The following is a 26,281-nucleotide window of genomic DNA, read 5'->3' on the forward strand; positions in this document are numbered from 1 at the left end:
CGTTTTACTAGCAGTGTAGAGAGTCTAAACAGTTGGATTCTTAGGGGTATCTTTGGAAAGAAGTGATGAGTGCTATCTTTATCAGAAATAAAGCAGCAGGGCCTAAGACCGGCCCTGCAAGAATAATTCTTAATTAGATTTTCTGGTAGCTAGTACATACATCTACCCATCCACAGTTTGTCGTTGTTGTAGATGAATTGTAGTAAGGGTCAGTATTAGTATTTGTTGTACATTCCCACTGCTCTTCCCACTCAACACACTCGTGGTTCGCGCTCCACCAAACCAGGTAACCGATGAGGGCAATCACACCAGCACCGATTAAGATCATTTCTACGTTGCCGTTCCAGCTAGCACCTTGGCCGTAGAACTCTTTTGAATTTTCTCTAAGAAGTGTAGCAAGTTCAGCTGATGAGCTGGCCTGACCTAGAAGTGTCATCTTTAACTTAAGAGCTTCAAGTGCCTTGTGGTTTTTAATTTTGCTTTCAGCAAGTGACATGATCGATTCTTTTGAGGCCTCACCGCTAGAGATAGCAGCACTGATTTTCTCAAAAAAAGCTTTTGTTTCTCTTTCCTGGAAGGCCTGGTCTTTCTGGTCCCACTCTACTGTCATTGTATACTGATATTCATCCAACTGACGTTCTAATTCACCCACGGTTCCGCTTGCAGCTAGTACATTGAAAGTCAGGCAAAGAGATAGCAATACTGATAGTAGTTTCATGTGAAATCCTCCCTGGATTGTTTCGTACAACAAGAAATACAAAATCCAAAAAAGGAAGAAAAGAGCGAAAATGTGATGTAACTATTTGCTAATTTTCAGGTGTCAGTATGGCCCTGTTGCTTCATCGCCACCCCCAAATATGAGATCATTTTGCTACCAGTGAGAGCGAAGCGCATTCGTTCAGGAACGACTCCTGTGAGTAAAGATTTGAGACTGATGGATGAGAAAACCGGACGTAACCCGGTCATTTGTAACACCCTCATCCCCGCAGAATGACAGAATTTTTCAAGTTCATCAGGCCGAATAAAGAGTCTTAAAACATGCATGTTCTTGGGTGTGTTCTTTACCAACCATTCCACAAGTTTAATCACAACGAGCCAGCTCAATGGGTTGCGATTGAAAGTGTGAAAAAAGAACAGACCTCCTGGTTTCAGGACGCGCGAAAACTCCTTGATGACCTTACCCGGTTCCTCAACATGCTCTAAAAAGTCCATTGCCGTTACCGCATCAAAGCTCTGATCTGGATATGGAAGATGAAAAGCATCTGCCACTTCGTATTTCACTGAATGCGTTTCATCGAAGGCCTCGGCAATTTTTAAACTCTCCTTCGACAAATCAACTCCAGTGACTTTGAATCCTGCTCGAGCAAGATCATTACTAAGAAAACCACCTCCACATCCAATATCAAGCACACTGGCATCGGCCGAGAGATGTGTATTGAGATGTTGTACGATCCAGGGAAACTTGATCTTATTTTCCGCTCTCAAAAGAGCAATTGGATCATCATATGCCGTATACCAACGATCACCATATTCTTCATAAAATGAATTATTTACTTGGCCCGCTTCCATGGGATACTCCAGCGTAAAAGTTGATAAAGCATAAACACACCAACTAAAAGTGGCTGATAACAAATAAACTGATCTTCCGGATGATTGATCCAAAGGAGTCCTGAGCAAACGAAAATCAAAGGGTGAAGAACAAAGAGGAGTGCATGCAGCCAGTTTTCAAATCCATTACATTCCTGAGCATGAACAAATTCATCTTTAGTGATGAATAGACATGAAAAGACACCAAGGATGATATAGACCGTAAGGTTCTGATGAGTGAATTCTTTAATCGCGATGAATGAAAGGGGAACAAACATAGTAAGAGTATCCAAAGGGTGTCCTAGTCTCTCCCAAATTCCAAGCCCCCTTCGGTGATGCATTCTCTCATCTATTCCCATTAAAATGCCCTGTATGATAAAAGGTACATAAAGAATTTTCATAAACTCACCTCAAAGAGTGAGCCAAAAACCGTGAGTCCTGGTCCGAAGGCAAGACTCAGAATCTTCTTTCCATTTTCTGGTCTTGAATCAAGGATCTCTTTCCAGACATGGGGCAGGGTTGCCGAAGACATATTCCCTCTTTCAAAAAGAATTTTCTTACTCGCCTCAACTTGCTTATCATTCAATTCCAATTTTTTCTGAACCACCTCGATGATCTTTGGTCCTCCCGGATGAATGGCAAAAATGCCGTTCTCCAAAACATCATTAGGTTTCACTCCTGCCTTCTGGCATAAACCATTCACAAATGCCGGTATCGAATCACGAATCTTAATAGGCACTTCACGAGAAAGAGTCATCATCATGCCATGAGTTCCAGGTACCCATGTCATGTCACTTAAGGAATCCGGCACTAGTTGTTCTTGTATCACTAGCACCTTCAGGGAAGGCCCCTGCTTCTTTTGAGACACTGAATATTTAATGTGCCCATCAGCAAAGAGTGTTTGGACCACCATCTGTTCGGGCGTATGAAGTGAAGCATCCAAATGGAGACTACACATCTCTGTATGAACCACATCCACTGTCTCATTCTGATGAGAAAAAGCGGCCGCCATTCTGACTGAAGGCAATGATGCATAACAACCCATGTGATAGGCATGGGTAATTTCCGGAGCAGAAGGTTTACCACTAAAATAAATTTGAGGTGGACTTGGGGACACATAGCCCGTGCAGGTCACATGGATTAGATGCTCGGGAACTTTATCTAAATAAAGCCTCTCAAAAACTCTTTGGGCCTTTTCACCAAAGTAATGATTTCTCTCTTCAATGCTTGAGCCGTTGGGATTTTTTTCACTGATCTTATAAATACGATGACGGTCCCACTCGTCATCAACCTCACCACATTCAAAATAGCGTTCGCGAATATGAGATTCCGTAAGAGTAAAATGCCTCAAGCGGTCTTTAAATTTATCAGTAAAATCTCCTGCCGAACGAGCATGGGATTCAAGTGTCCAATCCACGATTCTACTCTGAGGAAGATGGAATTCCGGTAATACTGATGCAAAGGAATGGATAAAGACGTTCTTTTCCATAAGGGGAAATTTAGCATGTCTTCTCAAAGGCTTAACGACACATCTCAGCTCAATAAGTGTTTTAAAGGTGCTGTCTAAAATTTAACCAAATCTGCTCTATTTAATTTTTTACGCAAGAGCGTCGAAAATACCTTAGTAATTCAAGGAGTGAATTTGTGGATTGGAAAGATTTTTTCAAACTCTCGGTGATCAAGGAAGGTCCTTCTGGTGGCCATCCCTACTTTCATTCTGAATTAAAAGTCCCTGAAAATTTCTCAATGGAAGAACTTCTTATAAAAGAATTTGATCATCTCGAATTAACTCCTCAGGAGAAAAAACATCTCACCATTAATCATCGTAAAATACTTTTGCGGGAGCGATATTTTCATTGCGCCGAGTTTGAAAGGATTGTCCTTAATTTCTTAGAACGTCTCGCCCATGAAAAAGATCAGGAACTCACGTTCTCCACCAGTGGCGGCGGCATCTATCTATTTGTGGCCCTTCTGAAACACCCTGAAGTCCTAAAAGAAAAGAAACTCATTTGCTACACCTCTGAGTTTCCCCTCTTGAATGCAAAATTCAGCCAAGGGAAGGAACCGAATCTCGTTTTAATTCATAAAAAAGAGGCCCCAAGCTACTTCAAAAATCTTCCCACCTTGTGGCAAAGTCCGCTCTAGGGCATAATCATTTTATGCGATTTTGTCTTGTATTGATGCTCATGTTTTCAACACCTGTGTTGGCCCAAAGAAAATTGGGTGCTGAGACCTTTCAGGTTAACGTGAGACCCGTTCTGAATGGGATCCTAAGTGACTTCTATCAGATGATCACTCACTTTCCCGATTTCCCAAAGGAAATCATCCCTCTCATTCAGGAGATGGACACGCTTACAAGTGATAAGGAACATCTTCTGGCAGATTGCCCTCGCCTTCTTGCCAAGAAATGCTCTCCCAGTATCAAGTCAATCCGCCAAAAGCTTCAAACTATTCGCGGTCTATCAATGAAGCTTCAAAACCAATTGAAAATGTCACAATCAAATCATATGAGTTCTGTTTCAGGACTTCGACTGGTAAACCAATTCGATCTTGAGCTTGAGAACATCAAAGGTCTTCTTGATAATACTTCGTTCCTGGAGGCCGCTGCCATTCCTCAAAAGCGTGAAACTTATTATGTGATTAAGCAGTTGGATGAGCTGAATACCTATCTCTCACTGGCCCTGGTTGAATTTATCCCTTTTACTTACAAGACTGACTTCAGACATTTCTATACGAACTTCGTGCAACCCATTCAGATTCAGATTTCTAAAAACAAAAACTATGAGTTCTTAAATCGAAATGTTGATTCGCTTAATTTTGCGATCAATTTATTGAATATGAATCTGACAAAGAGAAACAAGAAGACTCCTGATGGTATGGGGCCTTACCTTGCCGTCATTCACAATCGCTGGAACTCGCTACTTCGATATTATTTTTAGGCAAAAAAAAAGCCACCCGAAGGTGGCTCTTTTTTAAGATTAGTACTTAGAACGAGTACGACCGCGAACGTCTGTCTTACGACGACGCTTATCAGCGTTCTCTAGCTTTTCTTTCATCTTAACAGAAGGCTTTTTGTACTCTGAACGAGCGCGATATTCCTTCACGATTCCGTAAGCATCACAAAGACGCTTAAACTTTTTAATCGCTTTTTCCGCTGGAAATCTGTCATCAATTGTAATTGAAATTGTAGACATGCTCATTACACCCCCTTCTGCATGACACTGGAAAGCCGAAACAGCTTCTTTTCAAAGACCAATAAAGTAACCTTTTCGCCTATGTACGTCAATCAAAGACACTGTGCAATATGTAATTTATTTGATAGAAAGAACCATGCAATTAGATGCTTTTGACCTCAATTCCTCTCATGAACAGCCTCTGGCCGCCAAATTACGTCCAAAAACCTTGGAAGATTTCTTCGGTCAGGCAAAAATCCGCCCTCAATTAGAGAAATTGGTCTCCCATCCCCGCCATGTGATTTTCTGGGGCCCTCCGGGGACTGGTAAAACCACCCTCGCTAATATTATCTCAACTCAGATCGGCCGAGACCTAACTGTCTTCAGTGCTGTGACCAGCGGGATTCCGGAACTCAAACGAATCATTGCTGAAATGCTCGATCGTCGTCGTGAGTTTGGTAAAGAAAGCATCCTCTTCATCGATGAAATTCATCGCTTTAATAAATCTCAGCAAGACGCCCTTCTCCCTTATTTGGAGAATGGTGACTTCTTATTCATTGGGGCGACCACTGAGTATCCGCATACGAGTTTAAATAAAGCTCTTATTTCTAGAGTGTCGTTGATTGAATTGAAACAACTTCAAGTTGATGACCTTACGAATATTCTAAGTCGTGGTGTAGATGATCTAAAACGTACTGAACTTCAGGACTACGTGGAAGATCTCGCAAAACTCTCCAATGGAGACGCTCGTTTTGCACTTAATCAGCTTGCTCGGCTTGCTGCCTTTAATTCAACAGAACTTGAAAACAAAGAACATGTTCTGAAAGAACTCTTTGAACATGCTCGCCAATATGACCGAAATGCTAATCGCCACTATGACGTAATTTCGGCCTTCATCAAATCGATTCGTGGTTCTGATCCAGATGCCGCTCTCCTTTATCTTGCAATCATGCTTGATGGTGGTGAAGACCCGGAATTTATCGCGAGACGTTTAATGATTCTCGCCAGTGAAGATGTCGGACTGGCGAACTCTCAAGCTCTACAAGTGACTTCTAATGCTCACTATGTGGTAAAACACATTGGGATGCCGGAAGCTCGTATTACGCTTGCACACGCTACTACCTTCATGGCCCTTTCTCCCAAGTCGAACTCTGCTTACAAAGCGGTAGATGCGGCCCTGGCCTTTGTTCAGGAAAACCCCACGATCGAAGTTCCGGGTCACTTATCAAATGTGTCGCCTGAAAAGAAAAACTATAAGTATCCTCATGCTTATCCAGGTAACTGGACTGAACAGCGCTATCTTCCAAAAGAGGCCAATGTCCAGTTCTACAAACCAGGCACCAATGGTTCAGAAAAGATGATGGTTGAGAACTGGAAGCACATAACTAAAAGGTCTTAAAAATCACATCTTGGATCCCAAGCTGGGCAGTATCGTGAGTCCCACTCTACGGTTTCTAACTTCTCACTTCCTGGAACGACACCATCACCACGGAAAATAATCCGTTTGATTTGAATCTCAACTTTCTCGCCCAATGATTTCTTAACGAGGTTTTTACACATGTATCCATCACAAGATAGATCTCTAATGTTTTCTATCTTCTTATAGATATCTCCTTTCACTTCAATCTCAAGTGAATCTTGCATGAGGAAATAGTCTTTAAGGGACTCGCAAATGGCCTCTTGATTCACGTCAACTTTCACTCGACTTAATCCAGATTTGGTATGGAGCTGCAGCGTAGGAATAGTCAGTTCAAATATTCCATTTTTAGAGCATTTATACTGGGCCTCATTTGGATTGATTTCGAAGGCGGAAGCATTAAAAGCAAAGAAAAGAGCGATAAACACGAACTTCATGGAATCTCCTTTTAATTTTTGGTGGTGGGTAGTTATTCCAAAAATCCCAAGTGCCTACAATCCCGATTAATTCATCCATGACATGAGTTAATTCATATATAAGTGTCTAATTTATTTACACCCCTTGTAATCCTTTCCCAAGGACCCTTCTCCCTCTCATGGCCTGATACAATCAAGAAAATTACATCAGGAGTTCCACATGAAGATCTTATCTCTTATGGTGCTAGGTTTATCACTTGTTTCAGTCGCTCAAGCGAAAGACGCAAAGTTTGAAGACTTTGTAGGCAAATATGAGGCACAAAGATCTGAGCAAAGTTTTCGTTGCGAAGGCACAATGGAAATTAAGCTGAACAAAAAATGTAATGGCATCACTCAAATCACGATTAAAGAAAACGGTCAAAAAATTGTTCATGAATTCTGTAAAGGGACTAAAACCAAAACAGAAAAAGAATCAGCAGGTCATGGCATCGTTGGTTCGATTGATCGCACTAAGATTAAAACGGACATTGAAGGCAACGTTATCACTCAAACTGAAACTGTTACAAGTATCTCAATCTTCGGATCAATTAAGCTTGGCCCATACATCAATCGTCTTACTTTGAATGGTGATGGTTCAGTGACAGATGAATTTCTTTCTAGCTCACTCTCTGAAGCTGGTGAAAACGAAGACGGCACAAGTCTTCAATCAAAATGTATTTACCAAAAACAATAATCAACTAACAAAATAAGTTCATTAAGGGGCATTTTGACATGCCCCTTTTTATTTCCCCTCTATAATCCACTTCAAGCTGGTCTCCCTTTTGCATCCTTAAGAGACAACTCTAAGGAGGAACCTTATGGGACAAGAAGAGTTAAAGAGACGACCAGAAGAAAAGCACTCTACTCAGATTATCAGTATGATTGTAGGTATCATTCTGTGTATTCTTGGGCTGGCCGGACTTCTTAATCAGTCATTTGCCGGACTTCATTTAGGTGCACCTTACAGTACAATTATCGCGGCCTCTGGTGCCCTTCTATTGTACTTTGGTTACAACAATAATAGCCGGGACGCATTCGTTTGCTGTTTGGGCTTTGCCGTATTTTATGGACTTCATGCCATTGCAGGATGGGTCTTCGGAACTCCTGGAGTACCGAGTGTCGGTTATGATAGACCAGATCCTGATTTGATCAGAATCATTCCGCGCATTCATGAATTAGGTAAACACGATCACGTTTTGAACACAATTCTCACATTGGTTCTTGCCGGTGGTGCTGCCGATTGGTGGAGACGCAAAAAATCTCAAAAAGGTGTTATGCGAGTTATTCGTGAGTTTATCGATGATCATCGAGAAAAGAACCAACCTAAGCGACCAGTTCATCACTAATGAGAAGGGCCCTTAATAAACTGTACCCCATAAAAAGTACATTTAAAAAAAACCGCTTAATAATAGCCCTCGGTATTCTGCCGGGGGCTTTTTATTTAAACCCTTTTGGGGCCTTTCTTCATTATAATATTTGATGGTACTGGATACCACCTTTTCAACCTCTTCATATGATCGACATTTTTTAATCTCTAAGAGATCTTTGAAGTGACCAAAAAATGATTCAATTGGTGCGTTATCTAGGCAATTACCTCTCCGTGACATCGACTGAGTTACACCTGCTAGCCTCAGAACTGCTCTAAATTCTTCATTAGTATATTGGAAGCCTTGATCTGAATGAATCATTAGATCAGTTCTTTTCTCGATTGGAATCTTACTCAGCAATTCTTTGAACTCGCATGCAAATGCAGATACTGTTGGTGTTTTCATTAATTTGTAAGAGACGATCTCGTTAGTCGCAAGGTCTTTGGTCGCTGACAAGAAAGCTTTGTCACAATTTCCATAATACAAGTAAGTCATATCTGTCGAATACACCTGATCTGGAAGTGGTGGATAGAAGTCTCTTTTAAGTAAGTTTGGTATTTCGACATGCTCCCCAGACTTCAAAGGGATTGCGCGATAAGGATTTCGACGACGGATTTTTGTTTCAAATCCATACTCTCGTTTAATTCTGGCGATCTTTTTGTGGTTTATAACATGTCCATCTCTTCGCATGAGTAAATCAAGCGTGATGATACCTGCTTTTTTCCTACTTCTCTCGTGATAATGCTTAATGATCTTACATGCCATTCTATCTCTTTCTTGGCGGGCCTCTGAGGATTTTCGAGAGGAATAAAATCCACTTCGACTAACAGACATTAAACGACAAAGATAGGAGCGATTTAACGATGGATCTTTGGAGATGGCCTCACCGATTAAAGAAAAAACAGCGGATCGTCTTCGGTGAGACCTTGGGCCTTTTTTAGCTGAGCATTGATCTCCTTTTGGAGAGCAAGTTCGGCTTTGAGCTCCTCGATAGTCATTTTATTAGGATCTTTCCGGCGACCACGCTTCTTTGGTACATTTTTAAACTTTTCTTCTCTTCTCCATCTATTCAGTGAGGAGTCAACGTACTTCTTATCGAAGCAGTTAACACTAAGAGTATCATTGAAGAATTGTTGACGAGTTCTACCGTCATCTACTCCATGGAGCATGAGCCGTTTAAATTCATTGCTGAACGAAATAGATTTTTCGGTAATTTTAATAACGTAGGGATTAGTTGTGAGCTTTTTGCGCTCAGAAAGAGAAAAGGCCCTCATAATCTGCTCCTTTTAAGGATTTTAGCCCATTTTTTAGAAAAGCGGTTTTTTTAGCTTGTCTAGAAAATGGGGTACAGATCATAACGGGCCCTTTTTTTATTTACTGAAAATTATAGAAGGCCATGAAACTTAGAGTATGAACTTTTGATTTATAAAAGAATTCGCTAAGGCCTTGCTGATAGCTGATATCAATGTCCCATAATTTCGCAGGTATAATCGACATTCCTAAGATGGCGTTACTCACGAATGATTTGGCCTCTTTTTCCAGAGAGCAAGTATCGAAGTCTCCATCTACGGTACAATAATCATTAATTTTAAAATCCGCACTATAGCCGCCAAATACAGCAAAATTGTCATTGAACTGATACTGAAGATTTACTGGTACTGCAGCAGAGATGACTTTAATATGAATCTCCCCTTTTAAACCCGATGCTTTAATTTCATAACCCGCGGCTTTTTCCTGAATAAAAGCACCAGTGCGCAATCCCCAATAGTCACTCAACTTGATTGTTGCCTTTGTACCAAAGATCAAGGTGCCAGAGACCTCTTCATTTACTGAATCACCAAGATCCAAATCAGTTTCAACAAAGTTCGCATGAACACCCCCTCCCAGAGAGAACTTATTCTCAAGGGCCGCGAAAACTGAACTACAACACAACAATCCAACAACAAGTAACAATGAACGCATGTTAATCCTTTCTTAACAAAGAAATATTTGTATGAACTTTATTTCATCACGTTCTGAATTTTGGACAACTTAATTTTTATTATACGAGAGGAAGGAGAATCACGAAGCGAGTATTGAAATGGGCAGGATCATAAAAAAGACTTCCGTTATTTCTTTCAATGATACTCTTCGAAATACTAAGACCAAGACCAGTTCCTTTGCTTGGCTCTTTCGTTGTGAAAAAAGGATTCATCATCCGTGCGGCCACTTCATCTTTAATGCCTCGGCCTGAATCCACCACGCTGATTTGTAAAAAGGAACTCTTCTTCTGCACATTGATCCAGATCCAGCGATCAGGTAATGATTGAATGGCATCAGTTGAATTATTCAGAAGATTCAAAAGGACCTGAGAAATTTGAACAGAATGTCCTTTGATGATATGTGAAGTGTTACCTTGCACAGACACCATAATATCCAAATGATTTAGTCTCTCACTTGAAATCGCCAAAACATCATCCAATACTTTTGAGAAGGGAAATCTTTCTGGTGGATCCTCAGTGTCTTTACGTGAAAGATCTTTCAGGCCCTGAACCATCTTCCCCATCTTGAAGATGGTTTCATCAATTGAGTTCAAGTGCTCTTCAACATCAAGACCTTTTAGTTTGTCTTTTAAGACAGTCACCTGAAGTGTCAGTGATTGAAGTGGATTATTGATCTCGTGGGCGATCCCACCCGTCATTTCCCCTAAGGCAACCAGATTCGATGAATGGATAAGTTCACCCTGCTGACGAGTAATCTCACGTTGAGCATGAAGCAGTCTCCAGCGAGCCACGGTCAAAACACTTAAAGTGAATGAGAGAACAAAGATAATCGCGATGAGTTTATCATTTCCGGTTGAAGGGATAGCGGACAGAAGTAAACCGGAACCAAGAATATGCTGAGCTATGAACACGACACAAGTCGAGGCCGAAAGGATGGCCCCTTTCCAAAGTTCTTCCAGTGAAAAGACAATATGAGGCACTAATACACTCGTGAAGTAGTAGTATTCCACCCCTGAACCGACTCCAAGTGCATCGGCCGTAACAAAGATGGCATAGAGACCTACTTGATGAATCAAGACTCGAGCGATATCAAATTGATGTTTTGCAATTAACCACAGACCCAAAACCGTTAAGACCGAACTTGCCGTGAAGAAATAAAAAAGAAAGGTATGCCCTTCAACGTAGGTATAAATGGCGTAGAAAAAGAAAGCAAAGAATGACCAATAGCCATCCAGGGTCGCCACCTGGATAGCAAACTTCTTCCCCTCATCCAGACCCGGATGCACACCAATAGAAAGAGCTCTAAGGAAGTTCGCTTTTAATTTGTTCATAGAATTGAACAAACCGTATAGCACTAAGAAATGAAATTATGAAGGTGAGACTAAAATATTAAGGTAAGGCCCTCCGAAGAGGGCCTATACAAATATTAGATAAGGTTTTCTGGATTCATTGTTTCAAGGTGATGCTTCACGCTTGCAAGGAACTTAGAACCAAGCTCACCATCGATTAGACGGTGATCGTAAGTGTGCGTACCGTACATCATGTGACGAATTGCGATTGCATCGTCTTCCATAACCATTACACGCTTCTTAATTACGCCAGTACAGAAGATACCAACCTGAGGCTGAAGAATCACTGGAGTAGCGATAAGAGTTCCGAATGAACCGTTGTTAGTGAATGTATATGTACCACCAGAAAGGTCGTCCATAGTAAGTTTCTTCGTGCGAGCTTTGTTAGCAAGGATATCAAGCTGACGAGCGATGCCAGTAAGGTTTAGGTCACCAGCGTTCTTGATTACAGGAACAACTAGGCCGTTACCTGGAACAGCAACCGCACATCCAAGGTGGATGTCTTTCTTGATAACGATGTTATCGCCTTCGATTGAAGCGTTAACAAGAGGATGCTCTTTAAGCGCCTGAACGATAGCGTAAAGTACGAAGTGAGAGAACGTAAGGTTGATACCTTCGCGCTTCTTAAATTCGTCTTTGATTTTGTTACGAGCTTTCACAAGGTTCGTCATATCGATTTCATCGATAGAGTTAACGTGTGGAGAAGTTTGCTTAGAAGCAACCATGTTCTTAGCAATGGCCTTTCTCATGTTGTCCATAGCAACGATTTCAACACGGCCAGATGGACGAGTTTCAGATACGCCTGATGGAGCAGCAGTTGGGGCCGGAGCTGCAGCAGCTGGTTTAGCAGCAGGAGCAGAAACAGCAGCGCCGCCCTTGCCACGGTTAGCGATATAAGCTTCAAGGTCAGACTTGTTTACACGTCCGCCTGCACCTGAACCAGAGATGTTTTTAAGTTCTGAAAGAGCGATACCAGCATCTTTCGCCATGGCCTTAACAAGCGGAGTATAGAAACGGAAACCGCCTTCATCTTCAACTTGAGCAGGAGCTGCAACTGGGGCAGCTGCAGGAGCAGTAGTTTGAGCTGGAGCGGCCTCTGCTTTTGCAGGAGCGGCAGCAGCAGCTGGTTTTGCAGATGGAGCTGAAACAGCAGCGTTAAGATCGTCTTCGATGATCGCGATTGGACGACCAACGTCAACAGTTGCACCTTCTGGGTAAAGAAGTTCAACGATTTTACCGTGAATCGGAGATGGAATTTCTGATTCAACTTTATCTGTAGAGATCTCTAGAAGAATTGCATCTAGTTCAATTACTTCGCCAACATTCTTGTGCCACTTCGTGATGGTACCAGTCGTGATCGACTCGCCCATCTGGGGCATTACTACTTCAACCTTTGCCATAAAATTTCCTCACTTTGAGAGTGTATTCGTATTCTTTTAAAAAATTATAAGTTAAGCGCTCTACCCTTCGCTGCTAGAACTGCTTCACCTAACCACTCGCCAAGAGTCGGGTGTGGGTGAATTGTAGCGAAGATTTCTTCATCAATACCTTCCATCGTACGGAACAATACGTACTCATGGATAAGCTCAGTTGCTTGAGTACCAACAATGTGGGCACCAAGAAGCTCACCGTATTTTTTACCAGTAAGAACTTTGATGAAACCTGTGTTCTCGTTAGAAGCAATCGCTTTACCGTTGGCCATGAATGGAGCTTTACCAACATTATACTCGATGCCTTTTTCTTGAAGAGCGCGCTCAGTGTAACCAACAGAAGCAACTTGTGGCTGACAGTATGTACAACCAGCAATGTTCATCTTGTCGATAGCGTGTGGGTGTTTACCAGCAAGGTGTTCAGCAGCAGTCACACCTTCGTGAGAAGCTGCGTGAGCAAGAAGTGGAGGTCCAGCAACGTCACCAATAGCGTAGATGCCTTTAGTGGTAGTTTCATACATATCGTTAACTTTGATGAAACCTTTTTCAGTTTGTACGCCGGCCTTCTCAAGACCGAAGCCGTCGATGTTACCAGTCATACCTACAGCGATTAGACCGTAGTCGAATTTGTAATCAACATTCTTACCGCCCTCTTTTACAGAGAACGTAACGTCTTTGCCGTTATCTTTAGCAGTGATGCCTTCGATACCAAGAGACATTTTAATGCCATATTTCTTGTATGCTTTTTCTACTTCTTTAGATGAATCAGTGTCTTCGATTGGAAGAAGGTTCTTCTGCATTTCGAAAATGTGAACGTCTACGCCGAAAGAATTCCAGAAGTAAGCGAACTCAACACCAATTGCACCAGCACCAACGATACCGATAGATTTTGGAAGGTTCTCAAGTTTAAGGGCCTCCCAGGCACCGATCAGACGCTTTCCATTGTGCTCAAGTCCAGGGAATGAACGGTAGTGAGCACCAGTGGCGATGATTGTATTAGTTGTGTTCAACTCTTCTTTTGTACCGTTAGCAAGAGTGACTTCGATCGTCTTCGCAGACTTGAAGACACCTTTACCGTTGAATACTTCAATTTTGTTTTTCTTCATGAGGAAGGCAATACCCTTCGACATGTTGTCAGCAATCACGTTGGCACGCTTAACGGCCACTGAGCCATCAAGACCTTTAAGATCAACGTTGATACCGAGAGATTTAAAATCTGCCAGTTCATGAACTGAGTGAGCAGACTTAAGAAGCGCTTTCGTAGGAATACAACCACGGTTTAGACATACTCCACCGAGTTTATCAGCTTCTACAATTGCTACTTTTTTACCTAATTGAGAGGCACGAATGGCAGCTACATAACCGCCGGGGCCAGCACCTAAAACAACCACATCAAATGTTTTGGCCATGAGGAGAATCCTTTTGTTACCACTATAACTATAAATGTCCCGAAATCATGGACTTTGCGCTCTGCACTTGTCAATGAACAAGGGGGGTTTTTAGCTAGACGAACGACTCACAAAAACGCTATAAGACACTCTATGTCAAGGTCGCGCTCGTCTCTGTCATTAACAACTGAGGAAATTGCCTCAATACTAACCCTTTACCCTAAAGGGCTGGTGGCCGTTGACCTTGAAACTACAGGGCTTTCTCCCTTGGTGGATAAAATTATCGAGATCGCTGCGGTTAAAATAACTGACGCCGGTGAGGTTAGTAGCTACCACCAACTCATTAATCCTTTGATTGATATCCCTGAATTTACGATTCAATTTCATGGTCTAAGAAACGAAGACCTAAATAATTCGCCTACGATTAAAAAGCCCCTGAAAGATTTTTGGGAGTTTGTCGGTCGTCATCCCATGATTGCCCACAACTCAACCTTCGATCTGGGCTACCTTATCAAGGCCTCTCATGATTTCCAGATTGAGTTCCCTCCCCTGGATATCTATGACAGCTGTCGATACGCACGTGCGATTTACAAAAATCAACCGCACTCTCCGGCAAATTTCAAACTTTCGACTCTAAGTCAGTATGTTGGGTTTGAACTCCAACATCACGTGGCGATTGAAGACACGTATGCATGTTTGAAAATCATGGCCCATGTGGCGAAAGAAATTGTGGATCACAAAGTGGCGATGGAAAAAAGTTTCGTTTTCCGTCTCTCAAATTTCGATAAAAATGATTGTTTTAATTTCTCGACTCGTCTGAAGGGACTGACCGAGATGGTTCAAAGTAAAGATCTGGTTGAATTGGATTACCGTGGTGGTTCTGTGAATGGCCGCATTCGTCCGGTTCGTCCCATTGGTCTTATGCCTCTGCCACAAGGTCCAGTGTTGTTTGCGGAATGCTTACTCACAGGCATGAATAAATCTTTTCTTCTGAAAAAGATCAAGTCCTTCCAGAAATTAGAAGCGAGTCTTCTGCAAAGGAACGTTACTTAGATGAAAAATACATTTATCACGAAAGAAAATATGGGCCAGAGATTTACTCAGCTCATTATTCTGATTGCACACTTAGTGCTTCTCAAATGGATTCTCTATACTCTGTACGAAGGTGGAGTTCTGCCATTTAAAACTTTGATGTTCCACTTCACGGGAATTTCAATCTACGGCGCACTCTTGATCCGTACTTGTGCTTATATCTACAAACGTCAGTACTTAAAGGAGCTCGAAAAGAATGGTCGAGAGCCAAAGCTGGACAAATAGTTTCAGCACGTCTTTTAAGAACATTCATGAGCTGTACCGCTTTCTTGATTGGGAACTGACTCCCGCTCTCGAGAAGGTGGCGAAGACCTATCCGGTTTTCATTCCTCGTCGTTTAGCGGAGAAAATCAAAGTTCAAGGACCACAAAGTGTTCTGGCCCGAGAGTTTCTCCCAATTGAATCTGAACTTGATCCAGATTTTAAGGGACTTGAAGATCCAATTGGGGACAAGACTTATCACAAGGCGCCTCAGCTTATTCATCGATACGAGTCTCGAGCACTTTTTACTCCTACAACCATTTGCCCGGTTCATTGCCGTTATTGCTTTCGTAAGAATGAACTGAATGTCGCTGATGAAATCTTCCAGCAGGATTTTGTCGAGACCATTGCTTATCTGAAAGCACATCCTGAAGTAAGTGAGATCATCTTCACGGGTGGCGATCCGCTGACTTTATCGAATGATAAATTAGAAAAATACCTTACTGCTTTTTCAGAAGTTTCTTCGATTAAGGACATCCGTTTTCATTCACGCTATCCGGTAATTCTGCCGGAGAGAATTGATGACGGTTTTCTGGCCCTGATGGAGAAATTCAAATCCCGTTTCAGAACCATCACCCTCGCCATTCATGCTAACCATGTGGACGAGTTTGATGAGATCAATCGTCAGGCGATTAAAAAGCTCACCAGCTCTTCGATGCAAATTCTGTCTCAAACGGTCCTGTTAAAGGGCATCAATGACAGCACCGAAGTTCTGCTGAATCTGTATCAGGAATTCATCTCACTGAAGATTCGCCCATATTATCTTCACCACCCCGATCAGGTGAAAGGTGGTATGCATTTCTACCTTCCTTTGCGCCAAGGACGTGAAATATATCATGGACTTAGGAAGCTCATTCCGGGCTGGGCCCTGCCTCATTACGTGATCGATATTCCGGGCGGACATGGAAAAATCTCGGCCATGAACCCCGAAAGCACCACTTTTTCTGGGCAGCTCATATCCAAAGATGGCGAGTTAGTTTCGATCCAAGAGCCTGACTTTTTTATTTAAGTTTTAGACTTCTCTGCCTAGTGCGCAATTTTCTTGGTGATCATCCTTTACATTGTTAAGATTTTCTTATGAGTCAAACAATCCTCATAGAGTCCAATGAGGCCCTGAAGAAAATCTATTCGCTGAATCTCCACACTTTCGTTGGAACAGACGTTATTTATCGCGCTAACGCTGACGATGCTCTAGCTCTACTTCGCATTCTTCCCCAGGTTTCCTTGGTAATAACTGAGGCCAAAGTTGGTGACGAAGAAACGGCCCAAAAAATCCATGAGTTCATCAAAGAGGAATCACTCAATACCAATTTAATTGTTATGGGGGATTGCCCCTCTCTCCACAATGAAGTGGTTTGTTTGCAGGAACCTGTCAGTTGGGAAAATCTCATTCGCCAGGCCGCCTCTCACTTGGGTGTGACAATTCAAGATTCCATCAACCGAGTGAAGCCGGATTATCTGCCGGTGGGACTTTATTACTTCTACGATATTCAACGCACTCCCTGCGATATTTACATTCGAATCAAAAAAGGTCCGAGTGATTATCAATACGTTAAACGCATTCACTCGAAAGATGTATTTGATAAATCTGTTATCAAAAAATATGAAGATCAGGGTCTGAAAGAATTTTATATCCCGAAAGACTACATTCAATACTTCACGACCTTCGTGACCAATAATCTCGTAGCAAAGCTTGAAAAGAGTGATCTTTCCCTCGAAGATAGAATTTTGACGACGGCCAATGCTCACGACATTGTTCGGGATTCCATTCAACAAATTGGCCTGGATGAAGCGACGGTCGATCTGGCAGATGCTGGCATTAATTCGATGGTGAAGTCGGTTCAAAACTCTCCAGAGGTCGCGAACCTCCTGAAGTTTTTGTTCTCGAACAAGGTTTCCTACGCCTATCAACACTGTCACCTCCTGGCGCTCATGTGCCATTACGTTCTTTCTAAACAGAGTTGGTACAAGGAAGAACATCTTCAAATTTTGAGCTTTGTTTCCTTCTTCTCAGATGTGACTTTGAAATCTCATCAACAAATGCAGATTTCAAGCATGAGAGAGTTGGCAGAATCCAATTTGACTGATGAAGAAAGACATCAGGTCATGACTCATGCCCTGGAAGCAGTGAAAATTTTGGATCAGCATCCGGACGCGGATGATTACATCAAGACCGTGCTTATTCAGTCTCATGGTAAGGTCGATGGGATTGGCTTCGCTGATAATCCAGGGGAAGAGCTTCACCCACTTTCAAGAGTGTTTATTATCTCAGATTGTTTTGTGAAAACATTATTGAATCCTGCTCTCCCTTCTACGAAGAAGGACATTCTGCCCATTCTGGCGGCCCGGTTTACGAATCCGAGCTACCAGAAAATCATTAAGGCCTTAGAGCAGAAATTTATCTAGAGCTGATACTCACAATTCATCAGTACATCATATTTCTTATTCAGAAACTGACCCACAAACCATCCATCACGCCATGGTTTTCCACCCATGATGAGAATCTCAAGGCTTGAGTTATTTTCCGCTGAGACATAGGAATATTTATATTCATCATGCGTGAATTTAACTTTGTTGAATTCTTCCTTCACTCCACCGAAGCGATCTGACTTCGTATAGATCGCAAGCATGGTTTCACCCGCAATTTCTTTTACCAGAACGCCTTCAACACCTTTGTTGGTTTCGATTGGTTCACACCAGAAGATGGTTTTATCAGCAGCATAAGAAGCAAAGGCAGAGAACATCAATAGCGAGGCCAGAAGTGTTTTCATAAAAATCCTTTTTTAAGTGAACAACCAAGATATTTTATGAAGCAGACTTCGCATCGAAAAGATGTGTTGCGCCTGTGGCAAGGGCCAGTCATCAACAAAAGATTAATAAAGATAGAATGGCAAAGTGCCAGAAAGAATTTAAAAGCACAGACTCGCTCCAAAAAGCGCGATTGACGGGCCTTCAGCGCAACTCTTACTTTTTTGGGCAACTAAAACCTAAGAGGTAATTATGAAAGCATTGGCCGTTCTAGCAGTTTCTTTGATGATCACAAGTGCGCACGCTTCTTATATGAGAACAACTTGTTCTAACTCTGATGGATCAGTGACCTGGGAAACAGGTTACGAGAACAACAAAATTAACCTGAAATACGCTCAGTTCGTCGAAGGCACCCTTACTCTTGATATTGATCAGGTGGACATTGAGTTCCCTAAAGAGGTCTTAATTTCCGAAAAAACGATGAGCTCTTGTGAGTACATGTCTCACTCTAGGGTTTATGCTGGAAAGGTTAAAATCTCTCCATCGGCCACCCATCCCCACGTTTTACGAGGTAATTTCCCTGAAAATATGGTGGAAACAGAGGTGATTTGCTCGTTCCAGGCCAATAACGAGCTACCTTGCCCAACTCGCTAATTTTTTTCATATCTTTGAAAAAACTCAGTTGACAAGTTTGAGCGGGTGGCATTAATATCTGATGCACTTAACGCGGTTTTAGCTCAGTTGGTAGAGCGTCTGCTTGCCATGCAGAAGGTCGTCAGTTCGAATCTGATAAGCCGCTCCATTAGATTCTGATGCATCCTCCGGATGCAATAAAATAGAAGCCCGGTCGAAAGACTGGGCTTTTTTTTTACTTCCGCCAGCGAAAGTAAAAGCAAATTAAATACCTGATATTCGACCTGTAATAGATCACTTATCATTTTCCTCACTTCAAGGAGCGAAGATGAAATTTCTAATTATGTCCCTCATTGCCTTAACCTCAATCAATTCATTCGCCGATATCTGTGGCCAGGAAGACGATCGAGCACCAAGTTTTGATACCCGTGTGGGCCGAATGGTGAAAGCGGACGAGACACGCGGTTGTGCCGCCACTCTTGTAAGCAACAATTGTGTGATCACAATCGGTACTTGTGCGGTTTCTCGCGACTATGTTGAATTCAATGTACCTCAATCGATTGCTGGCATTCCCCAAACTTCGGCCATTAAAGATCGCTACTACATCGACCATACTTTTGTTCGATATGAAACTGGTGGCATTGGCCAAAACTGGGCTGTCATGAAATTGAAGAAAAACGAAGTGACTGATTTAGATGCTGGTCAGGTGCAGGGTTACTATAAAGTAGCGACTAAAAAATCACTAAAAAACTCAACTGTAAAACTTATCTCTTACGCCTATGCTTTAAATGACCTTTACGAAATTAAAATTGGTGAGGTTCCACCTAATAAATATCCAGAGGTCCTTCACTTCTCGCAAGGGTCATCAACTGGAAAGCTGGTTAAATCTGGATTACCACTGATTCCCGCCATTCTTGAGCATACAGCAGATACAACAATTGGCAGCTGGGGCGCTCCAATCATTGATGAAAAATCAAATGAAGTGATTGGGATTACAACTCACGGTGGATGTCGTGCAACCTATATCAACCCGATTGGTGCTCGTTTCACAAACTCTGGTACATCAATTACTGGTTCGAAGAAATTTAAAGAAGCTGTGAATAAGTGTATGTCGATCTAAAATAAAAAAGGCCTCTTAATGATCTGAACCCCATTTTCTAGACAAGCATAAAAAACCGCTTTTCTGGAAAATGGGTTAAAATCCTAACAAGGAGCAGATCATGAAGGGCCTTTCTAATTCCGACCTAAAAGTTCTAAAATCTAGCCCATACGTGGCAAAAATTACTGAGAAACAGATTGTTTTTACCGAACACTTCAAGCGACTTGTCCTTGATTCTTTAATTGAAGGCATGACTCGAGAAGAAACCTTCAACAGAACACTTGGAGTTAACTGCTTCGACAAAAAGTTTGTTGATACTTGTTTGGGACGCTGGAGGCGCAAGGTTAGAGCAGTTGGAGACTTACACCCTGAAAAAAAGGGGCGAAGGAAGTCACTTGAAAATATGACCTTTGAAGAAATGAAGGCTGAGATTGCCTATCAAAAAGAGGTTATTGCTCACCTAAAAAAGTTGAAGGGCCTTGCGGACGACGAACTATAGCTTTTGAATTAATCCACAAGGCAATTACATCATCTCCCTCACTAAAACTCCAAGCTCTATGCAGGGTCGCTGGAGTTAGCAGAAGTGGTTTTTACTATTATCTCAAAAACAATGAAAACAGATTAAAACGAGATCTATCCTCTCTCGAAATAATACAAAAGTTCTTCGATAAGAGTCGAAAGAAGGGCGGAACTCGAACAATCGATATGATGATTCGAAACTCGGGAATCAAACCGATAAATCATAAAAAGATTCAACGGATAAAGCGTGAGTATGGTCTTATTACTAAGATCAGAAGGAAAAATCCTTATAAGAGTCTACCTACTTCGGAGAATGCTTTTGTACCCAATCTTCTCAGGAGAGAATTTGTAACCCCACTTCCTAATTCCATTTATTCAACAGATATGACTTTTTTATTTTATGGATCTGGAGAGAAAGCTTATCTATCGGCAACTAAAGACTTGGGAACAAATGAGATCGTATCCTATAAACTGATGCGTTCTCCATCTGTAAGTCAGTTCACTGAAGAGTTCAAATCGCTTTTAGGAACCTTATCTCCTAACATTAGAAGCTCTTTAATTATACATTCTGATCAAGGCTTCCAATACACACATGAAGCGTTCCGAAATCTCCTTAAAGAATTTGGTGTCACACAGTCAATGTCTCGAAGGGCCAATTGTTATGACAATGCTCCAATAGAAAGCTTTTTTGGACACTTCAAAGATCTGTTAGAACTTAAAAAATGCAAAACGTTTGAAGATGTAAAAAACGAAGTTAAGGAAGTAATGGAATATTACAACAATGAAAGACCACAAAAGGCCTTAAATAATAAAGCCCCGGCTTGTTACCGGGGCTTTATTAGCGGTCATTTTTAGCTGTACAAAAAACGGGGTACAGATTATAAAGAGGCCTTTTTTATTATCTAACGCTTTTCAATCCTACTTGTCTGTCTTCTGGATCGCCGCCCGCTTCATCATCCCCTCCGAATTTATTTCGACGAGCACCTTCTTCAGCTACTGTGCCAGGAGAATGCTCCACCAAATACTTTACCATTCCATCAACTGCATCACTTAGTTTTCTATCTCTGAAAACCAGAATCTGTTCATTGTTCGATTCCGCACCTTCTGAAAAGTTAAACGACGTTCCCATAATGGCATAGTTTTCTGTCGCGAGAATTTTGTGGTGAATTTTGGCATTTACCTTCACTTTTTTGCCAGCCACGACTGCCCAGTTATTACCGTAAACCTTCGGCGCAATATAAACCTTTTTCTGGATTTCATTTACTCTTTCAGTTCCAAGTCTTTTCACCCATTCATTCTCAGGATCTGCCAGATAAGTTTTCTTTTTATTGGCATCCTCCACTCGCTTCATCCCAGACATGATCAAAAAGCGACTCCACTCCCTCATGGCAAACGGCGTATCACCCACACTCAGAAAATCAAAAGTCTTTGTTCTCTGATAATCACTTTCAGCACGCTCAAGGAGGGCCTTATCAACTTCAGAAGATGAGTAAGCGAATTGCAGCATCCGGATTCGGCCTTTCTCTTGCTTTACAAAATGAGCGATCATATTTTTATTCACACTCTTCATCCCGCCACCAGGAGTGAAGCTAATTGTGAGTGATGGTTCTGGATAAGCTTCATAGGTATAAGGGTCAACACCAGGACCAGTGATCTGATAAGAACCATTCAAAGGATAGGCCTTACCGCGCAAAAGATATTCTGAACTTAAAGTCTTTGTTAGTTCATGGTGAACGAGATTGGCCAAGAGCCAGCTCTTCATCGTGATAAAGTGGTTCGCATTAGGAACAGACTCTTTCGGCAGAGGCACAGTTCCTTTCAAATCACCTTGAGGCTCAAGACATGATCGGGTCAAATTTCCTGACGAAAAGAGGACCGATGCCTTCTTCGGATTAGACCAATCAATGGCAGTAATTTTTTGATGGTTAAGCCCCACTGGGATCACACCTGTCACATGCACACCATTCTCGATTAATCGGTCACTGACAGCTTTTACTTCTGCTCTAACATCAATCACACTCTTCTTATCAATCCCGACTTGAACATAGAGTCCACGATGGGCCTGCTCAATCAAAGCATCTGCCACTTCTTCCAAGTCAAAATCAAAAACATTCAGAATGATTTCTTTCTCGGCCGATAGAATGAATTTTCTCCAAACTTCGATAAGGTTCGTTGGTTGAACTAGCACGCCATTTTGATAGTATGGGTGATTCACATACAACTTCATGTCCGAATACCCTGGAAGACCCGGAGGAGGAATAAGCCTTGTATGCTTCGTGAGATCAGGCGTCTTAGGTGCGTGAACGGTAATTTCTTGAATCAGATCCTGTTTAGCTTTGGCGAGTAATTCAGGATGATCTTGAAACTCTCCAATCACATAATGTTCAGGAACGTTTTTGAATTCCTTACTTGCAGGAATCAATAGCTCTCGGGATTTCTTAAATAGCGCCGGATAGTCAGGGGCCTCTCCAGAACTTGGTTTTCGAACCGCGAGTTCAGGACTTGCACAGGCAGAGAGGAAAAGAACTAAGAACCAAAAGTTGAGGATTTGATTTTTCATTCTATGATTCTAGCAACTAAGGGCCTTTTCCCTCTCACGGAAAAGTTTTCTGAATAAAATAGCTGACTAATCAAGTTCAACCAATTGCAAGCTAACTAAGTTGCTTGATTTCCGAAAGTAGCTCCTTTAACCAGCTGGCACTTGAGATGTCCTTCCGGTAACAGAGGTGAAACTTTCGATTAAACGAAGAACTCATCGTGACCGGAATCACATGGTTTAAGGTCTCATCTATGGCCGTATGGGACGGTAGCAATGCCCAGCCCTGCCCTTCAGACACCATGCGGGCAAGAGTTGTATAGTTCGGATAGGTTCGATGTACGTTAAGCTCTTCAAACGTCATCTTCCAGGACTTAAGAAGATTCTCAATCACTGGATCGTGCATTTTATAAAGTAAGCAAGGAAGGCCTTTTAGTTTTTCAGTCAGGTCTTCTGCTTTCGGTTTCGTTTTTAAGAGGCCCTTAGAGACCGCAATTCTGAACTCATTTAAAATAAACGGCTTCATCACAATTTCAGTTGAATCAATTCCAGTATGAACGATGGCAAGTTCGGCCTTGCGTTGAAGAACTGCCTCAAGTGCCGATTCATTGTTCATAGGAAGAAAAGTAATGCGGCCATTAAACTTTAAATTAACCGCCAGGATATCTAAGAACTCCCCTCGCCCACAAATCCTCACATGAACGTTTTCCGGTTGGGAAAACAATAGTGAAGTCTGTTCAATCAACTCCTGCGTCTGGGCGAATTTTGGCTTGAGTGCTTCATAAAGGGAAGATCCATAACTTGTCAGAACCTTTTTGCGGCCATCAAAAGCGAACACTTTATGTGGCAACAACTCTTCAAACATAATCATCTGTTTTGAAAGAGTCGATTGAGTAATCTGCAGTTTCTCAGCGGCCTGCTGAAGTGAAGGCTCTTCGGCAGCAGTGATAAAAGATTCGATTAAGTAGTGTGGGATTCTATTATTCATATGAATTAATTCATACAATACATGAATTAATATGAATTGTTAATCCAAGTTTAAGATTCTAAAACCTCTCCTATAAACTTTACAGGAGTTCCACATGTTAAAGCTTGCACTATGCGCCCTGGTACTCGCCGGCTACGCTATGGCAGGCATGCTCGGTGGACGCTAACAATGAGGTCACGGATGAAATTGCCCCCTTTATGGAGCTGTATTCTAACTGAAATTTCGCTCTTTATTTTCCTCTTCAGCGGCGGGGCCTTATTTATCTTTGGCCTTAATGTTTAAAGAAAGGAGAATGATTTATGAAAGAAATGTGCGATTTGACGCCTCTCTCTATCGAAATGTATGAATTAATCCTAAGTGCGGCGGAATCACCTGCCCCGACAGAGAAAGAAAGTTTACTTATTAAGGGCCATACCAGAAAATAGGGCCATGCTAGATTTTCTGATAGTTGCCGCCTGTCTTGTTGTTAATGCCTTCTTCTCCGCCTATGAAATGGCCTTTGTGACCATCACAAGAGAAGAGATTGATGAACTTGAAGACCAAAAAAGTATCCATAAAAGACTTACATTTTTTAAAAAGAAACCAGAACGTACACTGTCTGTCATTCAAATCGGAATTACACTTGTTGGTGCCATTGCTGCGGCGGTGGGGGGTACTGGCGCGGTAGAATCACTTGAACCATACATTGTTAAAAATTACGGTGTTTCAAACTCCGTGGCCGAAGCAATCGCGGTAATGGTTGTAATTGCACCATTAACATACTTTAGTGTTGTATTCGGTGAACTTGTTCCAAAGACCATCGCTCTAAAAGTTCCTTTGAAGATCATTGCGTTAGGAACACCCATCCTTGCCTTCATCGACAGTTTCCTTTCTCCCATTGTGACCTTCCTTGAAATCTCTACCAACTTCCTTCTAAAACTTATCGGAATGAGTGAGGCCAATGAGGAAGATGAAAGTATGGGTCAGTCAGTTGAGATCGGAAATCTTCCTGAGTATCACCAAAAATTTGTACAGAACCTGGTAGCACTTAAAGGAAGAAACGTTTCAAAGGCCATGCTTCCTTGGGAAAAAGTTTCTTACTTAAATTTTAGCGACACGGAAGAAGAGGTTCGATCAAAGCTGTCGACGATTCCACATTCTCGCTTTCCGGTTGTGGATGGTGATGTTGTCGTAGGAATTTTATTGAAGAAAGACCTTCCTGATTCACAAAATCAAACTCAGATTCCTTGGTCTGGGAATCTACGTTCGGCACTCAAAGTTTCTGATTCGGAACGTGTACTAGAGGCATTTCTTCGCATGCAGGAGAAACAAACTCAGCTTGCAGTGGTAGTGAATAAAGAAGAACAATATGTCGGAATCATCACTATTGAAGATATCATTGAAGAAGTTGTGGGTGATATTAATGACCGCGCGGACTCCATGACTTCAAGAATCCTTTCAAACCGTCCGAAGATCAACCTTAAAAAGTGATACTTATATGAATCAATGGATCATTGCAGGTTTTTGGGGATGGCTTGCAGGGTCAGCTCTCCTAATCGGTGCGGCCATTGGTTATTTCGTCAAGCTTCCCCAAAAAGTCATTTCCGCAGTCATGGCCTTTGGCTCAGGTGTTCTCATATCCGCCATTTGTTTTGAATTGATGGATAAGGCCGTTCAGAACGAACACTTCCTCTACCCTTCATTCGGATTTCTTGCCGGAGCCATTGTATATTCGCTCGCTGCAAAGATTGTTAGCTCTAAAGGCGGGAAGCACCGCAAACGATCAAATAAGCAGGACACTGGAAGCGGGATGGCAATTGCCATTGGAGCTCTACTTGACGGCATCCCTGAATCAATCGTCATTGGTTTAACAATACTTACTGGTGGCTCTGTTAGTTCCGTCGCTGTTTTTGCTATTTTTCTTTCTAATCTTCCAGAAGGAATCTCAAGTTCTAGCGGAATGAGAAATGCCGGTCGCTCGAAAGAATATGTTTTTGCGCTCTGGCTGGGAATTGCCCTTCTTTCAGGAATCGCTTCAATTGCTGGATACACCCTCTTTGGCCATTTCAGTGACGATGTTATTGGCGCCATTACATGTCTGGCCGCTGGGGCCATGCTTGCGATGATTGTCACGACCATGATTCCCGAGGCCTATGAAGAAGACCGGGATTGGAGTGGCATCATCACTGTTATGGGCTTTCTGGTTTCATTTATCGCCTCACATATTTAATCAAAGATTAAAGCACTGAAAGTTATTTTGCCCTCAATCTGATGGTGA

30 protein-coding genes and 1 tRNA gene are annotated in these 26,281 nt (G+C 42.1%); 16 read left to right on the plus strand and 15 right to left on the minus strand.

What is annotated here, in order from left to right; genetic code table 11:
* Positions 1-133: 133 nt before the first annotated feature.
* The 4 genes from SOO65_RS15280 to SOO65_RS15295 form a co-directional block, all read right to left on the minus strand.
* Positions 134-718, minus strand: coding sequence for a hypothetical protein (locus SOO65_RS15280; protein WP_321392066.1), 585 nt, complete (start codon positions 716-718; stop codon positions 134-136).
* A 95-nt stretch (positions 719-813) separates the two neighbouring features.
* On the minus strand, positions 814-1,569 hold the full coding sequence (gene ubiG / locus SOO65_RS15285) for a bifunctional 2-polyprenyl-6-hydroxyphenol methylase/3-demethylubiquinol 3-O-methyltransferase UbiG (RefSeq protein ID WP_321392069.1): 756 nt from the start codon (positions 1,567-1,569) through the stop codon (positions 814-816).
* Positions 1,551-1,865: a hypothetical protein gene (locus tag SOO65_RS15290; protein ID WP_321392071.1), complete on the minus strand. Its 315-nt coding sequence runs from the start codon at positions 1,863-1,865 to the stop codon at positions 1,551-1,553. The genes ubiG and SOO65_RS15290 overlap by 19 nt, the downstream gene beginning before the upstream one ends.
* A 119-nt stretch (positions 1,866-1,984) precedes the next feature.
* Complete coding sequence (locus tag SOO65_RS15295; RefSeq protein ID WP_321392074.1) at positions 1,985-3,076, minus strand: 3-oxoacyl-[acyl-carrier-protein] synthase III C-terminal domain-containing protein; 1,092 nt, start codon at positions 3,074-3,076, stop codon at positions 1,985-1,987.
* A 155-nt stretch (positions 3,077-3,231) separates the two neighbouring features.
* On the opposite strand from SOO65_RS15295, the gene SOO65_RS15300 reads away from it, so the two are divergent.
* The gene (locus SOO65_RS15300) at positions 3,232-3,732 is read left to right on the plus strand and encodes a hypothetical protein (RefSeq protein WP_321392077.1); all 501 of its coding nucleotides are present in this window, start codon (positions 3,232-3,234) and stop codon (positions 3,730-3,732) included.
* 14 nt (positions 3,733-3,746) lie between these two features.
* Complete coding sequence (locus SOO65_RS15305; RefSeq protein WP_321392079.1) at positions 3,747-4,526, plus strand: hypothetical protein; 780 nt, start codon at positions 3,747-3,749, stop codon at positions 4,524-4,526.
* 39 nt (positions 4,527-4,565) lie between these two features.
* Here SOO65_RS15305 and rpsU read toward each other — a convergent pair whose 3' ends face one another.
* Complete coding sequence (gene rpsU, locus SOO65_RS15310) at positions 4,566-4,787, minus strand: 30S ribosomal protein S21 (protein ID WP_407676968.1); 222 nt, start codon at positions 4,785-4,787, stop codon at positions 4,566-4,568.
* A gap of 130 nt (positions 4,788-4,917) precedes the next feature.
* On the opposite strand from rpsU, the gene SOO65_RS15315 reads away from it, so the two are divergent.
* Positions 4,918-6,159 (plus strand): replication-associated recombination protein A, encoded by a 1,242-nt coding sequence (locus tag SOO65_RS15315; RefSeq protein WP_321392082.1) that lies wholly within the window; start codon positions 4,918-4,920, stop codon positions 6,157-6,159.
* On the opposite strand, the gene SOO65_RS15320 is transcribed toward SOO65_RS15315, so the two are convergent.
* Positions 6,156-6,614 carry a hypothetical protein gene (locus SOO65_RS15320; protein ID WP_321392084.1) on the minus strand — a complete coding sequence of 153 codons (459 nt, stop codon included), beginning with the start codon at positions 6,612-6,614 and terminating at the stop codon, positions 6,156-6,158. The genes SOO65_RS15315 and SOO65_RS15320 overlap by 4 nt on opposite strands.
* A gap of 199 nt (positions 6,615-6,813) precedes the next feature.
* Here SOO65_RS15320 and SOO65_RS15325 point away from each other — a divergent pair, with 199 nt between their 5' ends.
* Positions 6,814-7,326, plus strand: a complete 513-nt coding sequence (locus tag SOO65_RS15325) for a hypothetical protein (protein WP_321392093.1) — start codon at positions 6,814-6,816, stop codon at positions 7,324-7,326.
* Between the two features lie 124 nt (positions 7,327-7,450).
* Complete coding sequence (locus tag SOO65_RS15330) at positions 7,451-7,978, plus strand: hypothetical protein (RefSeq protein ID WP_321392096.1); 528 nt, start codon at positions 7,451-7,453, stop codon at positions 7,976-7,978.
* A gap of 42 nt (positions 7,979-8,020) precedes the next feature.
* On the opposite strand, the gene SOO65_RS15335 is transcribed toward SOO65_RS15330, so the two are convergent.
* From SOO65_RS15335 to lpdA, 6 genes are all read right to left on the minus strand, one after another.
* The gene (locus tag SOO65_RS15335) at positions 8,021-8,890 is read right to left on the minus strand and encodes an IS3 family transposase (RefSeq protein ID WP_321400195.1); all 870 of its coding nucleotides are present in this window, start codon (positions 8,888-8,890) and stop codon (positions 8,021-8,023) included.
* Positions 8,890-9,273 carry a hypothetical protein gene (locus SOO65_RS15340; protein WP_321389488.1) on the minus strand — a complete coding sequence of 128 codons (384 nt, stop codon included), beginning with the start codon at positions 9,271-9,273 and terminating at the stop codon, positions 8,890-8,892. The genes SOO65_RS15335 and SOO65_RS15340 overlap by 1 nt, the downstream gene beginning before the upstream one ends.
* Before the next feature lie 100 nt (positions 9,274-9,373).
* Complete coding sequence (locus tag SOO65_RS15345) at positions 9,374-9,961, minus strand: outer membrane beta-barrel protein (RefSeq protein ID WP_321392101.1); 588 nt, start codon at positions 9,959-9,961, stop codon at positions 9,374-9,376.
* Between the two features lie 79 nt (positions 9,962-10,040).
* The gene (locus SOO65_RS15350; RefSeq protein ID WP_321392104.1) at positions 10,041-11,312 is read right to left on the minus strand and encodes a sensor histidine kinase; all 1,272 of its coding nucleotides are present in this window, start codon (positions 11,310-11,312) and stop codon (positions 10,041-10,043) included.
* A gap of 95 nt (positions 11,313-11,407) precedes the next feature.
* Positions 11,408-12,730: a dihydrolipoamide acetyltransferase family protein gene (locus tag SOO65_RS15355; RefSeq protein ID WP_321392108.1), complete on the minus strand. Its 1,323-nt coding sequence runs from the start codon at positions 12,728-12,730 to the stop codon at positions 11,408-11,410.
* A gap of 44 nt (positions 12,731-12,774) precedes the next feature.
* Positions 12,775-14,169, minus strand: coding sequence for a dihydrolipoyl dehydrogenase (lpdA, locus tag SOO65_RS15360; RefSeq protein ID WP_321392114.1), 1,395 nt, complete (start codon positions 14,167-14,169; stop codon positions 12,775-12,777).
* Between the two features lie 210 nt (positions 14,170-14,379).
* Between lpdA and SOO65_RS15365 the strand changes: the two genes are divergently transcribed.
* The 4 genes from SOO65_RS15365 to SOO65_RS15380 all read left to right on the plus strand — a co-directional run bounded on the left by SOO65_RS15365 (position 14,380) and on the right by SOO65_RS15380 (position 17,907).
* A complete protein-coding gene (locus tag SOO65_RS15365) occupies positions 14,380-15,201 on the plus strand; it encodes a 3'-5' exonuclease (RefSeq protein ID WP_321392120.1) in 822 nt (273 codons plus the stop codon).
* Entirely contained in the window at positions 15,202-15,465 is a 264-nt protein-coding gene (locus SOO65_RS15370) for a hypothetical protein (protein WP_321392128.1), read from the plus strand.
* Positions 15,437-16,510: a KamA family radical SAM protein gene (locus SOO65_RS15375; RefSeq protein WP_321392132.1), complete on the plus strand. Its 1,074-nt coding sequence runs from the start codon at positions 15,437-15,439 to the stop codon at positions 16,508-16,510. The genes SOO65_RS15370 and SOO65_RS15375 overlap by 29 nt, the downstream gene beginning before the upstream one ends.
* Positions 16,511-16,578: 68 nt before the next feature.
* On the plus strand, positions 16,579-17,907 hold the full coding sequence (locus SOO65_RS15380; protein WP_321392135.1) for an HD-GYP domain-containing protein: 1,329 nt from the start codon (positions 16,579-16,581) through the stop codon (positions 17,905-17,907).
* Here the strand turns inward: SOO65_RS15380 and SOO65_RS15385 are convergent.
* A complete protein-coding gene (locus SOO65_RS15385) occupies positions 17,904-18,272 on the minus strand; it encodes a hypothetical protein (RefSeq protein WP_321392138.1) in 369 nt (122 codons plus the stop codon). The genes SOO65_RS15380 and SOO65_RS15385 overlap by 4 nt on opposite strands.
* A gap of 229 nt (positions 18,273-18,501) precedes the next feature.
* Between SOO65_RS15385 and SOO65_RS15390 the strand changes: the two genes are divergently transcribed.
* From SOO65_RS15390 to SOO65_RS15410, 5 genes are all read left to right on the plus strand, one after another.
* Positions 18,502-18,903 (plus strand): hypothetical protein, encoded by a 402-nt coding sequence (locus tag SOO65_RS15390; RefSeq protein ID WP_321392141.1) that lies wholly within the window; start codon positions 18,502-18,504, stop codon positions 18,901-18,903.
* Positions 18,904-18,975: 72 nt separating this feature from the next.
* Positions 18,976-19,051: transfer RNA gene (locus SOO65_RS15395), tRNA-Gly, on the plus strand.
* A gap of 159 nt (positions 19,052-19,210) precedes the next feature.
* Positions 19,211-20,002: a trypsin-like serine peptidase gene (locus SOO65_RS15400; protein ID WP_321392144.1), complete on the plus strand. Its 792-nt coding sequence runs from the start codon at positions 19,211-19,213 to the stop codon at positions 20,000-20,002.
* A 151-nt stretch (positions 20,003-20,153) separates the two neighbouring features.
* Positions 20,154-20,480 carry a hypothetical protein gene (locus SOO65_RS15405; RefSeq protein ID WP_321392147.1) on the plus strand — a complete coding sequence of 109 codons (327 nt, stop codon included), beginning with the start codon at positions 20,154-20,156 and terminating at the stop codon, positions 20,478-20,480.
* A gap of 23 nt (positions 20,481-20,503) precedes the next feature.
* Positions 20,504-21,355: an IS3 family transposase gene (locus SOO65_RS15410; protein WP_321400208.1), complete on the plus strand. Its 852-nt coding sequence runs from the start codon at positions 20,504-20,506 to the stop codon at positions 21,353-21,355.
* A gap of 43 nt (positions 21,356-21,398) precedes the next feature.
* Here SOO65_RS15410 and SOO65_RS15415 read toward each other — a convergent pair whose 3' ends face one another.
* Complete coding sequence (locus tag SOO65_RS15415; RefSeq protein WP_321392150.1) at positions 21,399-23,060, minus strand: phospholipase D-like domain-containing protein; 1,662 nt, start codon at positions 23,058-23,060, stop codon at positions 21,399-21,401.
* A 91-nt stretch (positions 23,061-23,151) separates the two neighbouring features.
* On the minus strand, positions 23,152-24,024 hold the full coding sequence (locus SOO65_RS15420) for a LysR family transcriptional regulator (RefSeq protein WP_321392152.1): 873 nt from the start codon (positions 24,022-24,024) through the stop codon (positions 23,152-23,154).
* Positions 24,025-24,453: 429 nt separating this feature from the next.
* Between SOO65_RS15420 and SOO65_RS15425 the strand changes: the two genes are divergently transcribed.
* Positions 24,454-25,494: a CNNM domain-containing protein gene (locus SOO65_RS15425; protein ID WP_321392155.1), complete on the plus strand. Its 1,041-nt coding sequence runs from the start codon at positions 24,454-24,456 to the stop codon at positions 25,492-25,494.
* Positions 25,495-25,501: 7 nt separating this feature from the next.
* Positions 25,502-26,233, plus strand: coding sequence for a ZIP family metal transporter (locus tag SOO65_RS15430; protein ID WP_321392159.1), 732 nt, complete (start codon positions 25,502-25,504; stop codon positions 26,231-26,233).
* Positions 26,234-26,281: the final 48 nt, after the last annotated feature.

The sequence above is a fragment of the Peredibacter starrii genome (assembly GCF_034259205.1).
Lineage (GTDB): Bacteria > Bdellovibrionota > Bacteriovoracia > Bacteriovoracales > Bacteriovoracaceae > Peredibacter > Peredibacter starrii.

Bases quoted from the DNA above. Each gene is read 5' to 3' on its own strand.
- SOO65_RS15400 (WP_321392144.1), top strand. From the start codon at position 19,211: ATGAAATTTCTAATTATGTCCCTCATTGCCTTAACCTCAATCAATTCA.
- SOO65_RS15295 (WP_321392074.1), bottom strand. From the start codon at position 3,076: ATGGAAAAGAACGTCTTTATCCATTCCTTTGCATCAGTATTACCGGAA.
- lpdA (WP_321392114.1), bottom strand. From the start codon at position 14,169: ATGGCCAAAACATTTGATGTGGTTGTTTTAGGTGCTGGCCCCGGCGGT.
- SOO65_RS15350 (WP_321392104.1), bottom strand. From the start codon at position 11,312: ATGAACAAATTAAAAGCGAACTTCCTTAGAGCTCTTTCTATTGGTGTG.
- SOO65_RS15290 (WP_321392071.1), bottom strand. From the start codon at position 1,865: ATGTTTGTTCCCCTTTCATTCATCGCGATTAAAGAATTCACTCATCAG.
- rpsU (WP_407676968.1), bottom strand. From the start codon at position 4,787: ATGAGCATGTCTACAATTTCAATTACAATTGATGACAGATTTCCAGCG.
- ubiG (WP_321392069.1), bottom strand. From the start codon at position 1,569: ATGGAAGCGGGCCAAGTAAATAATTCATTTTATGAAGAATATGGTGAT.
- SOO65_RS15375 (WP_321392132.1), top strand. From the start codon at position 15,437: ATGGTCGAGAGCCAAAGCTGGACAAATAGTTTCAGCACGTCTTTTAAG.
- SOO65_RS15385 (WP_321392138.1), bottom strand. From the start codon at position 18,272: ATGAAAACACTTCTGGCCTCGCTATTGATGTTCTCTGCCTTTGCTTCT.
- SOO65_RS15280 (WP_321392066.1), bottom strand. From the start codon at position 718: ATGAAACTACTATCAGTATTGCTATCTCTTTGCCTGACTTTCAATGTA.
- SOO65_RS15430 (WP_321392159.1), top strand. From the start codon at position 25,502: ATGAATCAATGGATCATTGCAGGTTTTTGGGGATGGCTTGCAGGGTCA.
- SOO65_RS15355 (WP_321392108.1), bottom strand. From the start codon at position 12,730: ATGGCAAAGGTTGAAGTAGTAATGCCCCAGATGGGCGAGTCGATCACG.
- SOO65_RS15370 (WP_321392128.1), top strand. From the start codon at position 15,202: ATGAAAAATACATTTATCACGAAAGAAAATATGGGCCAGAGATTTACT.
- SOO65_RS15420 (WP_321392152.1), bottom strand. From the start codon at position 24,024: ATGAATAATAGAATCCCACACTACTTAATCGAATCTTTTATCACTGCT.
- SOO65_RS15425 (WP_321392155.1), top strand. From the start codon at position 24,454: ATGCTAGATTTTCTGATAGTTGCCGCCTGTCTTGTTGTTAATGCCTTC.
- SOO65_RS15345 (WP_321392101.1), bottom strand. From the start codon at position 9,961: ATGCGTTCATTGTTACTTGTTGTTGGATTGTTGTGTTGTAGTTCAGTT.
- SOO65_RS15380 (WP_321392135.1), top strand. From the start codon at position 16,579: ATGAGTCAAACAATCCTCATAGAGTCCAATGAGGCCCTGAAGAAAATC.
- SOO65_RS15320 (WP_321392084.1), bottom strand. From the start codon at position 6,614: ATGAAGTTCGTGTTTATCGCTCTTTTCTTTGCTTTTAATGCTTCCGCC.
- SOO65_RS15325 (WP_321392093.1), top strand. From the start codon at position 6,814: ATGAAGATCTTATCTCTTATGGTGCTAGGTTTATCACTTGTTTCAGTC.
- SOO65_RS15330 (WP_321392096.1), top strand. From the start codon at position 7,451: ATGGGACAAGAAGAGTTAAAGAGACGACCAGAAGAAAAGCACTCTACT.
- SOO65_RS15340 (WP_321389488.1), bottom strand. From the start codon at position 9,273: ATGAGGGCCTTTTCTCTTTCTGAGCGCAAAAAGCTCACAACTAATCCC.
- SOO65_RS15315 (WP_321392082.1), top strand. From the start codon at position 4,918: ATGCAATTAGATGCTTTTGACCTCAATTCCTCTCATGAACAGCCTCTG.
- SOO65_RS15390 (WP_321392141.1), top strand. From the start codon at position 18,502: ATGAAAGCATTGGCCGTTCTAGCAGTTTCTTTGATGATCACAAGTGCG.
- SOO65_RS15415 (WP_321392150.1), bottom strand. From the start codon at position 23,060: ATGAAAAATCAAATCCTCAACTTTTGGTTCTTAGTTCTTTTCCTCTCT.
- SOO65_RS15305 (WP_321392079.1), top strand. From the start codon at position 3,747: ATGCGATTTTGTCTTGTATTGATGCTCATGTTTTCAACACCTGTGTTG.